The 14,218-nt window shown below is 68.9% G+C and carries 18 protein-coding genes; 11 read left to right on the top strand and 7 right to left on the bottom strand.

The window, feature by feature from the left end:
• Window positions 1-8: 8 nt before the first annotated feature.
• The 3 genes from ACFVWG_RS33245 to ACFVWG_RS33255 all read left to right on the top strand — a co-directional run bounded on the left by ACFVWG_RS33245 (window position 9) and on the right by ACFVWG_RS33255 (window position 1,645).
• The gene (locus ACFVWG_RS33245) at window positions 9-521 is read left to right on the top strand and encodes a SigE family RNA polymerase sigma factor (RefSeq protein ID WP_391547423.1); all 513 of its coding nucleotides are present in this window, start codon (window positions 9-11) and stop codon (window positions 519-521) included.
• On the top strand, window positions 518-946 hold the full coding sequence (locus ACFVWG_RS33250) for a hypothetical protein (RefSeq protein WP_391547424.1): 429 nt from the start codon (window positions 518-520) through the stop codon (window positions 944-946). The genes ACFVWG_RS33245 and ACFVWG_RS33250 overlap by 4 nt, the downstream gene beginning before the upstream one ends.
• Window positions 947-1,018: 72 nt before the next feature.
• Window positions 1,019-1,645, top strand: coding sequence for a hypothetical protein (locus tag ACFVWG_RS33255; RefSeq protein WP_391547425.1), 627 nt, complete (start codon window positions 1,019-1,021; stop codon window positions 1,643-1,645).
• A 150-nt stretch (window positions 1,646-1,795) separates the two neighbouring features.
• Here ACFVWG_RS33255 and ACFVWG_RS33260 read toward each other — a convergent pair whose 3' ends face one another.
• Window positions 1,796-2,971, bottom strand: a complete 1,176-nt coding sequence (locus ACFVWG_RS33260) for a hypothetical protein (RefSeq protein WP_391547426.1) — start codon at window positions 2,969-2,971, stop codon at window positions 1,796-1,798.
• Window positions 2,972-3,144: 173 nt separating this feature from the next.
• Here ACFVWG_RS33260 and ACFVWG_RS33265 point away from each other — a divergent pair, with 173 nt between their 5' ends.
• On the top strand, window positions 3,145-3,660 hold the full coding sequence (locus ACFVWG_RS33265; RefSeq protein ID WP_391547427.1) for a SigE family RNA polymerase sigma factor: 516 nt from the start codon (window positions 3,145-3,147) through the stop codon (window positions 3,658-3,660).
• On the top strand, window positions 3,660-4,616 hold the full coding sequence (locus ACFVWG_RS33270; protein WP_391547428.1) for a hypothetical protein: 957 nt from the start codon (window positions 3,660-3,662) through the stop codon (window positions 4,614-4,616). Before ACFVWG_RS33265 ends, ACFVWG_RS33270 begins: the two co-directional genes overlap by 1 nt.
• Window positions 4,617-4,776: 160 nt before the next feature.
• Here ACFVWG_RS33270 and ACFVWG_RS33275 read toward each other — a convergent pair whose 3' ends face one another.
• The gene (locus ACFVWG_RS33275) at window positions 4,777-5,559 is read right to left on the bottom strand and encodes a helix-turn-helix domain-containing protein (RefSeq protein WP_391547429.1); all 783 of its coding nucleotides are present in this window, start codon (window positions 5,557-5,559) and stop codon (window positions 4,777-4,779) included.
• 110 nt (window positions 5,560-5,669) lie between these two features.
• On the opposite strand from ACFVWG_RS33275, the gene ACFVWG_RS33280 reads away from it, so the two are divergent.
• Window positions 5,670-6,032, top strand: a complete 363-nt coding sequence (locus tag ACFVWG_RS33280; RefSeq protein WP_391547430.1) for a nuclear transport factor 2 family protein — start codon at window positions 5,670-5,672, stop codon at window positions 6,030-6,032.
• A 164-nt stretch (window positions 6,033-6,196) separates the two neighbouring features.
• Here the strand turns inward: ACFVWG_RS33280 and ACFVWG_RS33285 are convergent, their stop codons facing one another.
• From ACFVWG_RS33285 to ACFVWG_RS33300, 4 genes are all read right to left on the bottom strand, one after another.
• Window positions 6,197-7,057: an aminoglycoside phosphotransferase family protein gene (locus ACFVWG_RS33285; protein ID WP_391547431.1), complete on the bottom strand. Its 861-nt coding sequence runs from the start codon at window positions 7,055-7,057 to the stop codon at window positions 6,197-6,199.
• 437 nt (window positions 7,058-7,494) lie between these two features.
• Window positions 7,495-7,809, bottom strand: coding sequence for a hypothetical protein (locus ACFVWG_RS33290; RefSeq protein ID WP_391547432.1), 315 nt, complete (start codon window positions 7,807-7,809; stop codon window positions 7,495-7,497).
• Window positions 7,806-8,000 (bottom strand): hypothetical protein, encoded by a 195-nt coding sequence (locus ACFVWG_RS33295; RefSeq protein WP_391547433.1) that lies wholly within the window; start codon window positions 7,998-8,000, stop codon window positions 7,806-7,808. The genes ACFVWG_RS33290 and ACFVWG_RS33295 overlap by 4 nt, the downstream gene beginning before the upstream one ends.
• Window positions 8,001-8,281: 281 nt before the next feature.
• Window positions 8,282-9,658 (bottom strand): MFS transporter, encoded by a 1,377-nt coding sequence (locus ACFVWG_RS33300; RefSeq protein WP_391547434.1) that lies wholly within the window; start codon window positions 9,656-9,658, stop codon window positions 8,282-8,284.
• Between the two features lie 67 nt (window positions 9,659-9,725).
• Between ACFVWG_RS33300 and ACFVWG_RS33305 the strand changes: the two genes are divergently transcribed.
• Window positions 9,726-10,148: a winged helix-turn-helix transcriptional regulator gene (locus ACFVWG_RS33305; protein ID WP_391547435.1), complete on the top strand. Its 423-nt coding sequence runs from the start codon at window positions 9,726-9,728 to the stop codon at window positions 10,146-10,148.
• Here ACFVWG_RS33305 and ACFVWG_RS33310 read toward each other — a convergent pair.
• Window positions 10,099-11,319 carry an MFS transporter gene (locus tag ACFVWG_RS33310; protein WP_391547436.1) on the bottom strand — a complete coding sequence of 407 codons (1,221 nt, stop codon included), beginning with the start codon at window positions 11,317-11,319 and terminating at the stop codon, window positions 10,099-10,101. The two genes, ACFVWG_RS33305 and ACFVWG_RS33310, sit on opposite strands and share 50 nt — an antisense overlap.
• Before the next feature lie 66 nt (window positions 11,320-11,385).
• On the opposite strand from ACFVWG_RS33310, the gene ACFVWG_RS33315 reads away from it, so the two are divergent.
• From ACFVWG_RS33315 to ACFVWG_RS33330, 4 genes are all read left to right on the top strand, one after another.
• Window positions 11,386-11,814 (top strand): helix-turn-helix domain-containing protein, encoded by a 429-nt coding sequence (locus ACFVWG_RS33315; RefSeq protein WP_391547437.1) that lies wholly within the window; start codon window positions 11,386-11,388, stop codon window positions 11,812-11,814.
• Window positions 11,815-11,838: 24 nt separating this feature from the next.
• On the top strand, window positions 11,839-12,615 hold the full coding sequence (locus ACFVWG_RS33320) for a GNAT family N-acetyltransferase (protein ID WP_391547438.1): 777 nt from the start codon (window positions 11,839-11,841) through the stop codon (window positions 12,613-12,615).
• A 61-nt stretch (window positions 12,616-12,676) separates the two neighbouring features.
• Complete coding sequence (locus tag ACFVWG_RS33325) at window positions 12,677-13,189, top strand: SigE family RNA polymerase sigma factor (protein ID WP_391547439.1); 513 nt, start codon at window positions 12,677-12,679, stop codon at window positions 13,187-13,189.
• Between the two features lie 11 nt (window positions 13,190-13,200).
• Window positions 13,201-14,211, top strand: coding sequence for a hypothetical protein (locus tag ACFVWG_RS33330; protein ID WP_391547440.1), 1,011 nt, complete (start codon window positions 13,201-13,203; stop codon window positions 14,209-14,211).
• Window positions 14,212-14,218: the final 7 nt, after the last annotated feature.

The following is a 14,218-nucleotide window of genomic DNA, read 5'->3' on the forward strand; positions in this document are numbered from 1 at the left end:
GAGAACGAATGAGTCGTGACGACGACTTCACGGCGTTTGTGCTGGCCAGGTCCGGACGGTTGGTGCACTTCGCCCGGATGCTGTGCGGCGACGCCGGCCTGGCCGAGGACCTGGTGCAGGGTGCACTGGAGAAGGCCTACCTGCGCTGGGACCGGATCGAGATGGCCGATCCGTTCGCGTATGTGCGGCAGTCGGTGGTCAACCAGCACCTTTCCTGGGTACGACGTCGCCCGTGGCGCGAGCGTCCGAGCGGAGCCGCGGCCGAGCTGGACCTGCTGACCCTCGACACTCCGGTCGCAGACCAGTCCGGGGCGGTTGACCGTCGGGTGACGGTCGGAGCCGCGCTGGCGACCCTGAGCCGACGCGAGCGGGCGATCGTCGTACTGCGTTATGTCGAAGACCTGACTGAGCGGGAGACCGCCGCGGTGCTCGGGATCGCGCTCGGCACCGTGAAGAGCGCCAATGCCCGGGCTCTGGACAAGCTGCGCGCCGCGCCGGAACTGAGTGAGGTGACGCGATGAACACCGAGGACGAGCTGCGCACAGCACTGGCTCCGGACGGCAGCATCGAACCGCTGGACCCGACGCGAGTGATCGCCGGAGCGCGGCGGCGTCGCAAGGTCCGCGGCCTGGCTGCCGGAGCTGCCTCCGTGGCCGTGGCCGTGGTCGCTGTGGCTGCCGCGGGATTCCTGCTCGGCGAGGGCTCTGCCGAGGCGCCGCAACCGGCGGGGCCGGGGCCGGTGATCACGCCCAGCCTGAAGCCGTCGCCGACTCCGAGCGGGCTGCCGAGCAGGCCGCCGACAGTGACGCCACCCCCCGTGGAGCCGACGCCGAGCGACACACCTCTGACACCGCCCGGAAGGACGCCGGACAGTCCCCAGACGCCGCCGACCGACACCCCGAGCAAGGCGCCCAACGAGCCGACTCCGCACCGGTCTCCCAGCTGAGCAGAACCTTTTCGCCACCAGGCCGCGTCCTTCAGCCCGACCGAACGACGAAATGGTGGCGGAGGGCAACAAATGGACGAAGTAGGCCGGAAGCGGCGGACGACCCGGATCGTGCTCGGCGGAATCGCGGCCGCGGCGGTGGTGCTGGTCGCCGTGGGCGGTACGGCGATGGCGCGCAGCGGCGGTGCGGACGGCGGCGGTACGCCGTCGGCGACGCCGAGCCAGCTGCCGAGCGACGCACCGACGCCGAGCCCGGTGGACACGCCTCCGCCGTGTGATCAGGCGACGCCGACGTCGACGCCGACAGAGACGCCGAGCCAGGCGACGAAGGTGCCGGACACCGCGGCTACTCCGAGCCCGGCGACGAAGGTGCCGGCGGACGCGGCGACGCCCAGCCCGGCGCCGTCACCCTGTGGCGGGCAGACGCCGTCGGTGCCGCCGACCAAGACGCCGACCCAGGTCACGCCGTCAGCGCCGCCGAGCGATGAGCCGGGTCAGACCCCGACCCAGGTCACGCCGACGATGACGCCGAGCGATGTGCCGCCGACGAAGCGCCCGGGGCAGGCAACGCCGTCCGACGCGCCGCGCCCGCCGACGGCGACCCCGTCCAGGGCACCGCGGCCGCAGTCGCCGCCGCCGTCGAAGATGCCGCAGCCGCCGACAGCGACAGCGACGCCGTCGCAGGCGCCGCGTCGATAGGATCGCATTTGGCTGGCTAGGCACCCGGGTTGGGGGTTCTGCACTCTGGTTATGAGTGCGGAACCCCCAATTTCGCTGCCTAGCCAGGGAAATTGCGGGGCGGGGAGGGGGCGGGGCGGGAGTGGCGGGCTGTTGGGCGGGGTCGGGGTGTTAGCAGGCGCCGAAGGTGCCGGCCGAGACCCACGCCTTGGCGACGTACATGCCGGGGTGGACGCGGAGCCAGACGTTGCTGGTGCCCTGCGAACCGGAGACGCTCTGGCCGGTGGTCTGGCACTCGACCGTGACCTGTGCCGACTTGCCGGCCATGCCGACGACCGATCCGGTGGAGCTCGACGTACTGCGGAGGTTCAGGTAACCGGACGTGATCGAGACCGTGCCGCGGCCGCCGTCACCGGTCCACAGGTAGGTGACGTCGACGAAGCCGTTGTTGGTCAGGCCTAGCGCGTCCCAGAAGACGCCGTCGGCGAGGTCGATACCGGCCGGGTTCGCGACCGTCCGGCCGGAGCCGTCCTTGCCGCCGTTGTAGCCGTCCTGGTACGCCGCCTGCGCCTCGGGCTTGCCCTGCGGCAGGTCCTTGAAGGTCTCGCGGGTGGCACTCGGGTTCCAGTAGTCGTCCTTGATGTTCCACGGGCCGACGTCCCACACCGGCTCGAAGGCGCAGCGCGACGCCGTACAGACCTTCACTGAGTAGTTGCCCGAACCGTTGCTCGCCAGGCCGCGACGAGAAGGCAGGGCGACGAAGTGGTCGCGACTGACGATCACGTGCCCGTTGGCCGTCGTACCGCCGACCAGGCCTTCGCGGGTGGCGAACACATGCGACTTGAGCGGCGCTGCCTGGATGGACATCCGGCCGGGTGCCACCTGGTCGGTCGGCAGGACAGTCACGTCGCCGACCCACGGCTGCGCGCCGGTGGGCGGTGCGCTGACGATGATCCGCAGCTGGACCTGGTCACTTGCTCCAGGCAACTTGGTTGGTTGACCAGCGGCGGCTGGGGTCCACTCCGACCAGCGGTCGGTGATCCAGGCCCGTACGTCGATATCGGCCGCCGAGCCGTCCGGCGTACCGGTCGTGTAGTTGGCGACGACTGCTGAGGTCGGTGCCGCGAACCGTACTGGAGCGAGCTCGGCGAGGCCCGAGCGCTGCTTGACCTGGCTCGAACCGACCGCGGCCGGAGCATCGCCGAGGATGATCCGGTTGCCGTCGTACCGGATGTTGGTGGAGCTCGTGGCGGGCGGCGGAGCGGCCGAACTGGGCAGCGTGACGGTCGCGAGGGTGAGCACTGTGACGAGACAGGCTGCGAGCTTGGCACTGCGGGTGATACGCATGTCGCGGGACCTCCGGGGCGGTGGAGTCACTGCATCAGACACCCAATGTGACAAAGAAACCGCTCCCCTGTACAGCTTGTGAATAAATTTCTTCGAACTAGTTGGTGACGGGACAGAACCTAGTCGGTCACCCAGAGGGTTTGGACGGGTGTGACAGAGGCTGAGGAGATTCGATGACCCGGACCGCGGACGCCGATTTCGAGCGCTTCGTGCAGACCCAGTCAACTCCGTTGCTCCGCTTCGCGGAGATGCTGTGCGGCGATCGGCATACCGCCGAGGACCTGGTGCAGCAGGCGTTGATGAGGTCGTATCCGAAATGGCACAAACTGGACGGCGATCCACTTCGCTATGTCCGCCGGGTGCTGGTCAACCGGTTCCTCACCCAGGCCCGCCGGCACTGGAACAACGAAGTACCCAGTGATCCGGTTGAGAACGATTGGGACCAGCGAGCGGTAGCGGACTTCGCCCAGCAGGTGCAGACCAGAGAGGCCGTGCTCTCGGCCTTGGCCGGTCTGACTGTTCGGGAGAGAGCCGTCGTCGCGCTGCGCTACTCGCAGGATCTCTCCGAGGCCGAGACAGCCGAGCTGCTGGCAATGGCTCCCGGAACCGTCAAGTCGACGGCCTCCCGGGCGCTGGCCAAGTTGCGTCTGGCACCCGACCTGATCGACAGCGTAGTTGGAGGAAACTGATGAGTGACGAGCAGCGCTTGCGCAACGCTCTTTCGTACGACGTGGAGCCGTACACCCCGAATGCCGGTGACCTGATGCGGCGCGGTAAGCGGCTCGCCTGGGTCCGGCGTGGACTGGCCGCGGCCGGTGTCACCGCCCTGGCCGGAACCGTGGCAACGGTGTCGGCCGCGGTCGGCGGACCTGCCCCGGTGAAGAACCTGTTCTCCGGTGCACCGAAGCCGCCGGTGGTCGCCGTACCGACCGAGACCCCGAAGCTCCCGACGGTCGACCCGAGCTGTGTTCCGGCCAAGCCGAAGCTTCCCGTGGTGACGGTCTCGGTACACAAGACGATCGACCCGAACCAGAAGCCGGCCCTCCCGACGACGAAGCCGTCGTTGCCGGGCAAGCCGTCCCTGCCGAAGCCGTCGCTTCCGACGGCCCAGCCGAGCTTCCCGACCACGAAGCCTTCCCTGCCGGGGAAGCCGGGCTTCCCGACCACCAAGCCCTCGCTGCCGCACGGCACGCCGTCCTTCCCGACGACGAAGCCAAGCCTGCCGACGACCAAGCCGTCGTTGCCGGGCAAGCCCAGCCTGCCGACCACGAAGCCTTCGCTGCCGGCCAAGCCGACGCTGCCCAAGGCTTCGCTCCCTGCCAAGCCGAGCCTCCCGACCGCGAAGCCGTCGCTGCCGACCACGGTGCCGGACTGCGTGCACGGCGTACCGACCAACGCTCCCTCGCTGCCCAGCAAGCCGGGCAAGCCGTCGGTGCCCGCGCCGAACCCGAACGCGCCGAAGCCCGCCGTACCGACCGTCAAGGTCTCCGGTGGCGTCAAGGTCACCGTCGACCCGGGCCAGCACCCGGCCGGCAAGCCGTCGCTCCCGACGACCAAGCCGTCCTTCCCGACCACGAAGCCCAGCGTCCCGACGCCGAGCTTCCCGACCACCTTCCCGACCGGCCACCCCTCCTCAGGCCGGTAGGGACACCGGTCACCGGCGAGCAGGCGGCGGGCGGAACCCCTGCCCGCCGGTGACCGACACTTCCGTCAGATCAGCGCAGACGTCAGGTCCGCGCAGACCTGACGCCACCGAGCGGCCCCGATCCGGCACCCTCCCCCTGCTGCCGGATCGGGGCCGTTGCCTATGCCAGCGTCCGCAGCACGTTGGCGGTCGCCTCGTCGGCGGGGTAGAAGGACTCGATTATCAGCTCGGAGACGGTGACGTCGAGCGGGGTGCCGAAGGTCGCGATCATCGTCAGCAGTGAGAGTTTCTGGCCTTGGTACTCCAGCTCGATCGGTACGACGACCTCGGCCGGCCCGGTGAGAGCCGGCCGATCGTCAGTCGCGTAGCCGCGGAATTCGTCGTACAGGTCCTGGAGTTCGGGGTCGGCGGTGCCGGTGATCTGGCGCCGCAGGTTCAGCAGTGCGGCGGCGCGAACGTCGGGCAGGTTGGTGATGCGGCCGGCCAGTCCGTCCGGGTGCAGGGTAAGGCGGAGTGCGTTGATCGGGGCCTTGAGCAACTTTTCGTCGACGCCCTCGGTGAAGATCTTGATCCCGCTGTTGAACTCGACGATGTTCCACCAGCGGTCGACGACGAGCGCCGGGTATGGCTGATGCGCCTCGAGTAGACGGCGCAGTGTCGTTCGGATCGCCAGCATGGCGGGCGAATGCAGCGAGGACTCGCTGTAGATCGGTGCGTACCCACCGGCCAGCAGGAGCTGGTTGCGATCGCGCAGCGGTACGTCGAGATGCTCGGCCAAACGCAGGACCATCTCCCGGCTCGGTTGCGACCGCCCGGTCTCGACGAAGCTCACGTGCCGCGTCGACACCTCGACCCGGTTCGCGAGATCGAGCTGACTCAGCCGCCGATGCTCGCGCCACCCACGCAGCAGTTCACCGACCGGCCGCTGGAACGTCTCTGTCATGCCCCCGACGGTAGTCGGCCGCGGGGACAACGCCATTACCTCCGACGTCATCGCCGTACGGCGGACTCCACGGCAAGGTTCTGGTCATCCGAACCACACAGGAGGAAACGATGACCGCACAGACCCTCGCCGACCAGTACTTCGCGACCTGGAACGAGCCCGCCGCCGACCGCCGGGCCGAACTGATCGCGGCCACCTGGACCGAGACCTCGACCTTCGTCGACCCGAGCTTCGAGACCCACGGCCACGACGAGCTCAACAAGCTGATGGGCGCCGCCCAGCACATGTTCCCCGGTCTCACGTTCGTCCGGATCGGCGACATCGACGAGCACCACGAATATCTGCGCTGGGTCTGGCACCTCAAGGCCGAAGGCCAGGAGCCAGTCGCCGGCGGTACCGACCTGGTCCGCGTCGACCCCGACGGCCGCATCACGCACCTCATCGGCTTCCACGACTTCGCCCCGGAGCACTAGATCCGCCTCGTCCTCCAACGACCCGTCCACCCCGGTCTCGTCAGCCCGCCACATGCACAGGCGGACCGCCACCACCCACCAAGTGCCCTCAATAGCGGACTCCGACCCCCGCCTGAGCGTGCCGGACCAGCCGCTGCGCAGGTTAGTGGGTGCTGGCGGTCCGGCTACGAGAGTGCCTTGAGGAGCCGTTCGCAGCGGACTGGGTCCTCGGTGAGGCCGTTGGCCAGGCCCCACAGCCAGTAGTCGACGGCGCGGTACACCACCCAGTGGCGGGCCCGGTCCATGACCAGGCTCGCTTCGTGGACCACGATCTCGAAGTACGGCGGGATCTCCGCCATTTCGTCGAGTCGGGTCCAGAGGACGCGCGCGAGGTCGAACTCGATGTCACCTCGGTACAACACGGGGTCAACGGTCAGCCACGTCTCGCGTGTGCCGGCCAGCACTTGATCCGAGTGCAGGTCGCCGTTCACCGCGAGGTCGGTGGCGGGCTCCATCAGCAGCGGTGCGACCTCAAGCGCCGCGCGCAGGTGGGCGACGTCGAAGGGGCGCCCCAGGTCCGCCCACTGCTGCTCCAGTTCGGCCGACCGCCGACGTACGAGCTCACCGGTCGACGCCACGTCAGGTGGCGGCGGTACGGCGAGTCGGCGCATCAGCCCGCCGAGGACGGCGACTGCTTCGTCGACCGGACGACTGAGCAGGGGTGTCGTCAACCGTTCGAGGAGCATCGCGCCCGCTGCGGAATCCACGTCGTACAGGTAGACCATGCCGCGCCCGTCCCACCAGCGCAGGGCGTGGGCCTGCGCGTCGACCTCGGGGCCGGGCGGGTTCATCCGGAGGACGAACTCATCGGTGCCGCGCGTCACCGGGATGACCAGGGCGTTCGAGCCCCAGAAGAGTGGGCCGCCGACCTGGAGACCCCAGGTCGTGCACTGCGAATCCACCGAGCCTGGAAGCGCGTCCAGCCACGCCGTCCCGTCACGCCACCAGCGCGGCATCTGGCGGAAGCCGTCCGGAATCTGGATCATGCCGCGAGCCTAGGTGCGGGGCTTGGCCGGCGCACCTGGATTCCGAGCTCGGCGGGCGCACCTGGGATGCGCCCGCCGGGGCCGGTCGTTCTCCCGCCCCTCAGTGGGAGAACTCGCGGCTCGGTGAGTCTCACCCATGCCCGAATGACACTGACTGAACCGCGGGACGTCCTAGTGGTACCCCAATCCGGCGCCGAGCACACCTCGACGCACGCGGAACGATCCGAAAACTTGACGTTCATCGAACCTTCGTTCCGGTCCAGGCCAGCAGGAGCAAATAGTTGCCCTAGGCAATCGACAAGGCCCCACCGGTAGCAGCCGGTGGGGCCTTGGTGGTCCACTACCGCCCGGGCATTCCCGGTGCAGCTGTGGAGGTGGAGAGCGGAACCGACGCCGATGCAGGGGTCAAGACGTCAGCTCCGCTTGCCTGTGTGGAGTTATCCCGCGTTCGCCGCCCAGACGTGCGCCTGGTGGAACTCGAGGTGTTGCCGCATTTCAGCCGGGGTGCCGACCGAACCGAGGTGGTGCATAGCTGGTACGACGACCGCCCGCACGTCGGACCGCTTGACCTCCTCGAGCAGTGCGTGGAATGCCGCGGACTCGGCCGTGTCGCGCTCGGTGTAGACCGTCCCGAGGGTGAATCCCTCGGCGCTGGCGAAGGCGGCGAGGGAATCCGTCGCCGCGGCCAGCTCCTCCGCGCAACTCAGCGCGTCGGCCCGCACATATCCGAGCAGCGTCGGCCGGGTGGTCATCGACCCGGCCCTGCCACAGCGTCCGCCGGCACCGGCTCGCTCGTCACCCGGAGGGAGGCGAAGCGCCGCTGCATGGCTTCCTCGTACTGCACTGCCTGCTCCGCTGTGGCGGTGTGGTCCGCGATCGGGTGAGCGCCGAACCAAACCCGCACCCGACGGTGCGTGATGGGGGTTTCCAGCGTCTCGGTCATCAGCGGTCCTTCGGCAGTCTCGGTCGGCTCCCCGGACGGCTTTGTCCGGTGCTGAGAAAAGAACACCGCACTCCGGCGTCCGCCGGAACACTTCCGAAGGGACCTTTACAGAGCCTTGACGCAGAGTAGGGAAACCCTACGAATGCGCAGGTCAGAGCGGTCTGGCCAGCTGCTTATCCGCCTGCTGGAATCGTCTGTCAAGAATGTTTGCACGGATTTACCAATAACGATTCGGCTGACTGCCCGGCTTTTCGAACCAGCTGGAAATGTCGCACTTCCTGCTAACCCTTCGCGCCCATTCGGTCACGCATCGGGGTCCGCAATCCGCCTGCTGCCACCAGGGCGCCGAGCGCGGCCGCGACCAGCGGCACCAGGAGACCGTTGCGGAAGGCATCGGTCGTCAGTTCGTCCGCCGTCGCCAGTACGGCGGCCACCCCGGCGAGCCCGAGTGCGGCCCCGAACTGGAACGACGTGGTCAGTACGCCGCCGGCCAGGCCCTGCTCCTCCTCGGAGACCCGATCGGTGGCTGCGATCGTCAACGGACCGTACGCCAGCGCGAACCCGACGCCGAGCAGCAGGAACGTCGGCAGCATCGCGGCGAACGTCGTACCCAGTGGCAGGAAGGCGGCGTAGGCGAGGGCGGCGAGCACGAAGCCGCCGAACACCACCCGGCTGTTGCCGAAGCGGGTGACCAGCCACGGCGTCAGGGTCGGCGCCAGCACCGAGTCGATCCCGATCACCATCAACGCCAGTCCGGTCTTCCACTCCGACCAGCCGCGCAGCTCCTGCAGGTACAGCACCGCGACGAACTGGAACCCGACGAACGCCCCGACCAGCAGGATCGCGCCGACGTTCGCCCGGATCAGCGATCCGTTCCGCAGCAGGCCCAGGCGGATCAGCGGGGTGGACACCCGCCGCTCGATCGCCACGAACGCGCCGAGCAACGCCGTACCGGCGACTGCGGTCACGAGGGTTTGTGCCAATGCCACGTCTGGTGCGCGGACGACGGTGGCGACGAGCAGCAGCATCGCGCCGGTCAGCGTGAAGGCCCCGGCCAGATCGAAGCCACCGCCCGGTACGACGGCCTTGGTGTCGCGCGGGATCAGGACGATCGCTGCGATCAGGATCGCCGCCGAGACCAGCACCGGTGCGAAGAAGACCCAGCGCCAGTCGATCGTGGTGAGCAGTCCGCCAGTGACCATGCCCAACGAGAATCCGCCGGCCGCGGTCCCGGCGTACACGAGCAGTGCCTTGTTGCGCTGCGGGCCTTCCGGGTAGGTCGTGGTGATGATCGACAGGCCGGCCGGGGTCATGAAGGCGGCCGCGATGCCGGTGGCGAAGCGTGCCAGGATCAGCACCCAACCCTCGGTCGCGAAGCCGCCGAGACCGCTGAACAGCAGGAAGACGACCAGCCAGCCGACGAACATCCGGCGCCGGCCGAGCAGGTCCGCGGCGCGACCGCCGAGCAGCACGAACCCGCCGTAGCTGAGCGCGTAGGCGCTGACGATCCACTGCAGTTCGCCGGTGCTCAGGCCGAGCTCGGCGCGGATGGACGGCATCGCGACACCCATCATCGAGACGTCGATGCCCTCCAGGAAGATCGCGCCGCAGAGCACGAAAAGGACGGCCCACGCGCGGCCGGTCAGGGGTGTCGACACGAAAACTCCCAGGTGGTAGTCGGTTCTCTCTTGTAACTGACCCCATCTTCGGGAACCATCGCAGACTATGGAAGAAGGCACTTCGAAGGAACCGAGTCACTCCTGCTGTACCGAGGAGGCCTTCCAGTGGGACACCCGGGAGGACTGCAACGTCCGGCAGATCCTGGACCGGGTCGGCGACAAGTGGTCGTTGCTGGTGATCGCGCTGCTCGATGATCGGTCGATGCGGTTCACCGAGCTGAAGAAGACGATCGACGGAATCAGCCAGCGGATGCTGACAGTCACGCTGCGCCAGTTGGAGCGCGACGGCCTGGTTCTGCGGACTGTGTACCCGGTCGTGCCACCGCGGGTCGACTACGAGCTCACGCCGCTCGGCGTCACCCTGCACGCCACCATCCAGTCGCTGGTCACCTGGACAGAGACGCACCAGACCGAGATCGCTACGTCCCGAGCCCGGTACGACGCTGCGGCGGCTGCGCAGTCCGGGTGAACGCGGCCGGATGACCCGGTACGGCGATCAGCGTCAGCGCGCCGGCGATGACCGCGAACCCCGCGACCGTGTTGAGCGTTGCCGGTAGGCCGATCAGCAGTGTCACGGCCGGTGCGGCGAGGGCGCCGATGATCAGGGCGAGCGAGTCGGCGGCGAAGAACAGGGCGCCGATCCGGGCGAGCATCTCGGCCGGTGCCGTGCGCTGGATGGTGGTCTCGGCGGTGATCAGCAGGATGCTGCCGGGGAGTCCGATCAGAACCGCCGCGCCGATCGCGAGGATGACGTTCGGTGAGTTGACGAGCAGGAAGAAAGCGGCGGCCGTGGCGAGCTGGGTGACGGCCAGGAGTTCGCGAATCCCTAGCCAGGTCTGGGCTTTCGAGCTCAGGGCAGACCCGATCAGATAGCCGGCACCGAGCCCCGAGATCAGGTAGCCGACGGTTGCGCCCGGTGCGTGCAAGCGCTCGACCGTGTACGGGACGAGCAGTGCGGTCAGGCCGGCGTTCGCGGTCAGGAAGAGCGTTTGGCCGAGCATGATTCCGCGAAGGGCGCGGTGGCGAACGACGTACCGGATGCCTGGTCGCACGCCGACCGCGGAGGTGGTTGCGATAGTCGCGGGTGGACGACGCAGCCGGATCGTCGCGATGATTGCCGCGGACAACAGATAGCTGGCGATGTCGACCACCAGGACCGCGGTGATCCCGCGTCCGGTCAGCAGGAGGGCGCCGAGCGGCGGTGCGACCAGGCGGATCGTGCTGGCGCTGACAGCACTCAGCGCGTTCGCCCTGGCCAGCTCGGCGCCTGTGCCGACGACGGCGGGCACCAGTGCGCGGGCGGCAGGTCGGATCACGGTGGTTGCCGCGTTCTCGACCAGGACGGCCACGTAGATCAGCCAGATTCGGTCCACCGTGGCGAACAGGAGTGCGGCGACGGCGGCCGCGCTGACCAGATCCGCGATCCACATCGCGCGGGCCAGATCCCAGCGATCCAGCCAGGCGCCTGCCCAGGGCCCGAGCAGGAGCGGGGGAAGGGCTTCGAGGGCGACCGTGAGTCCGGTGGCCGAGGCGGACCCGGTCAGCGTGAACACCTGGACCGGCAGCGCGACCACGAGCAGCCAGGAGCCGATGCCGGAGATCCCGCTGCTGAGCCACACTCGTCGAAAATCGCTGTTCACAGAGCGGGAAGCTATCCTGACAAGACAGTGATTGGCAAGACTGTTCTGTAGGAATAGAATCGCCGGGTGGAACTAGGTGAGGTACTGCGGGATCGCCGGAAGGCGGCCGGGCGCACGATCGCGTCGGTCGCGATGGATGCCGGCCTGTCCGTGCCCTACATCGCGAACCTGGAGAACGGTCGCGGCAACCCGACAGTCGCCGCGCTGGACCGGTTGGCGACGGCGCTCGGGGCTCAGCTCGAGGTGCGGATCGGCGAGGATGAGCCGACGCCACCCCCGTCGGTCGGTACCGAGCTGCTCGCCGGCTCGGAGCGGGCCGATCGCGTCGTCGCACAGCTCGCGGCCGGCGGGCGTCGTACCAGGGTGGCCGTTCGGGACGACTTGGTCCGCACTCTGGACGCGCTCGGCGACCTGCTCGGGCAGCCGCCCGCACCCGCCGACCTCGACCGATTGCTGGACCTCGTCCTGCTGGCCGAAATCTCGTCGAGCCGGTGACCGGCGGCCGACTAGGGTCGGTTTATGCAGATCGGGGCGCGGATCGCGCGAGCACAGTTGAGCGGGTTGGGCAGATCGCGCCGGCAGATCGTGGTGGGGCCGTTGGTGGGCCTGCTGCACGACGAGGACACGTGGTACCTGTCGACGATGGTCGCGGCCGAGCCCGGTACGCCGTTCGATCCCGACGAGGTGCGGGAGTCCCTGGCGATCGTCCGCAAGGCGTTCGGGGCCGAGGGACGCTGGCTGAGTGCCGAGCTGATCGAGGAAGCGAACCCAGGGCTCGCCGAGGAGCTCGAGGACAACGGGATGACGATCGTCTCCCGCCCGCCGCTGCTGGTCGTCGAGCCGGACGAGCTGGTGCAGCCTGTGCTGCCGGCCGGCGTCACGGTTCGGGTGGTGACCTCCGACGCGGAGCAGGCTGACGCGAACGCGATCTCTGCGGATGCGTACGAGACCGAGGGCGTCGGGTTCCCCTATCAACCCGTCCTCGCGGACGGCGGTGCGGTGGTTGTGCGGGTCGACGGCGTACCGGCCGCGACTGCAGCCTGGACCGCGGTTGCTGACGGCGTCACCGAGGTCGCCGGGGTCGGCACGATCCACAGTCATCGTCGGCAGGGGCTGGCCGGGATCGCCACGGCGTACGCGACTCAGGCCGCTTTCGAGCAGGCCGGAGCCACGCTCGCCTGGCTCACCCCGGGCGACGACGGGGCTGACCGGGTCTACCGCCGGGTCGGCTACACGCCGCAGGCGACCGCCGTACATCTGGGTGATCCAGGCGGCCATCTGACCGACCTGCGGTGAAGGTGCAACCTCGCTCTCCCAGCCCTTCGTATTGAAGGGGACAGTGGAGAGTGGAGGGGCGATGGTGGACCGGGATCGGGAGTACGTCGAGTTCGTCGCGGCAGCAGGTGCATCGCTGCGGCGGACCGCGTTCCTGGTGTGTGGCGACTGGCATCGCGCCGACGACGTCGTACAGGACGCTTTGTGCAAGCTGTACCGGTCGTGGGCGAAGGTCGATCGTGACGGGAACCCGCTCGCCTATGCCCGCCGTACGGTCGTCAACGCGGCCCTGGACAGTGGTCGGCGCCCCTGGCGCCGGGAAGTGCCGACCGCTGAACTCCCGGCGGAGCGGGCGTCGCACGACGACCCGGCCGCCGGTCACGCCGACCGTGACGAGGTGCTCGCGGCCCTCACGACGCTCGCCCCGAGACAGCGGGCCTGCGTCGTCCTGAGGTACTACGAGGACCTGTCCGTCGAGCAGACCGCCCAGATCATGGGCTGCTCGGAGGGCACCGTGAAGAGCCAGACGGCTCGAGGTCTCGACACTCTCCGCACCGCCATCGACCAGGCCCGCCGGATCGGCAGGCCAGCGTGAAGGAGAACCCCATGGACGACGAACGCGTCGTCGGCGCCGAGCTCGAACGCCTCGCCGGCACGGACCCCCTGGACCCGATCGACCCGCAGGCGATGCTCACCCGCGGCCGCCGCAGCCGCCGTACCCGCCGTCTCGTGGCCGGTGGTGGCGGAGTTGCCGCCGTCGCCGCGATCGCGGTCGGCGCCAGCCTCCTGCCCGGCTCCGCGACCTCCTCTCCGGAGCCGAATGTCGCGACGTCGTCGAAGAAGGCTGTTGTCTCCTCGGACTTCTCCCCGGTGCCCGGGGTGCCGCGGGGTGAGGCAGCGATCGGCGCTGAGCTGTCGCTGAAGGAAGCGAACCGCCGGTGCAAGCTGCGCAATCCCACGGTGCCGGGTTCGATCCAGCCCGCGCCCAACTGGCACGTGGGGATCACGGTCATGTACCAGCCGGCGAAGGGCCAGCGCATGGCCAACTGCACGATCCCTGGCGGCGACAAGCCATCGGCCGCGCTGGTCGAGGCCACCCGGCGTGACCCGGTCCCCACGACCGCGGCCGCTCAGCTGCGAAACTGCTCGGTGTATTTCTGGATCGACATGACGAAGTGGCGCGTCCGGACCGCCGACGTCGAGCCAGGTCGTGCGGCGGAGCTCGTCGCGCAGTCGCCGTCCGGCAAGAGCACTGTGACCTGCGGCCTGCTGGTCACCAAGTACGACGGAGCCCAGCTCGACTCGTCCTCACGGGTCTTCCGGTCGGCCGTCTCCGGACGTAACACGTTCGAAGAGGACTTCCAGAGCATTCCGGGTGGTCAGGAAGGCTGCGTTCGCGACAAGTGCAAGGGGTGGCTCTATACCGCGACCGGCCGGATCCCGTCCCACGTCGCCCGGATCCGGATCGAACCGGCCGGCGGCGCCAAGCACGACATCACTCTCGTGGATGGCTGGTTCGCGCTGGCCTGGCTGAGCAGTGATCCGCAAGGCCGACCGGACGCGAAGGTCACGGCGTACGACAAGGCCGGAAAGGTACTGCACGTTCTCAACGGTTAGTGGCACC

It is taken from the genome of Kribbella sp. NPDC058245 (assembly GCF_042882005.1).
Taxonomy (GTDB): Bacteria; Actinomycetota; Actinomycetes; order Propionibacteriales; family Kribbellaceae; genus Kribbella.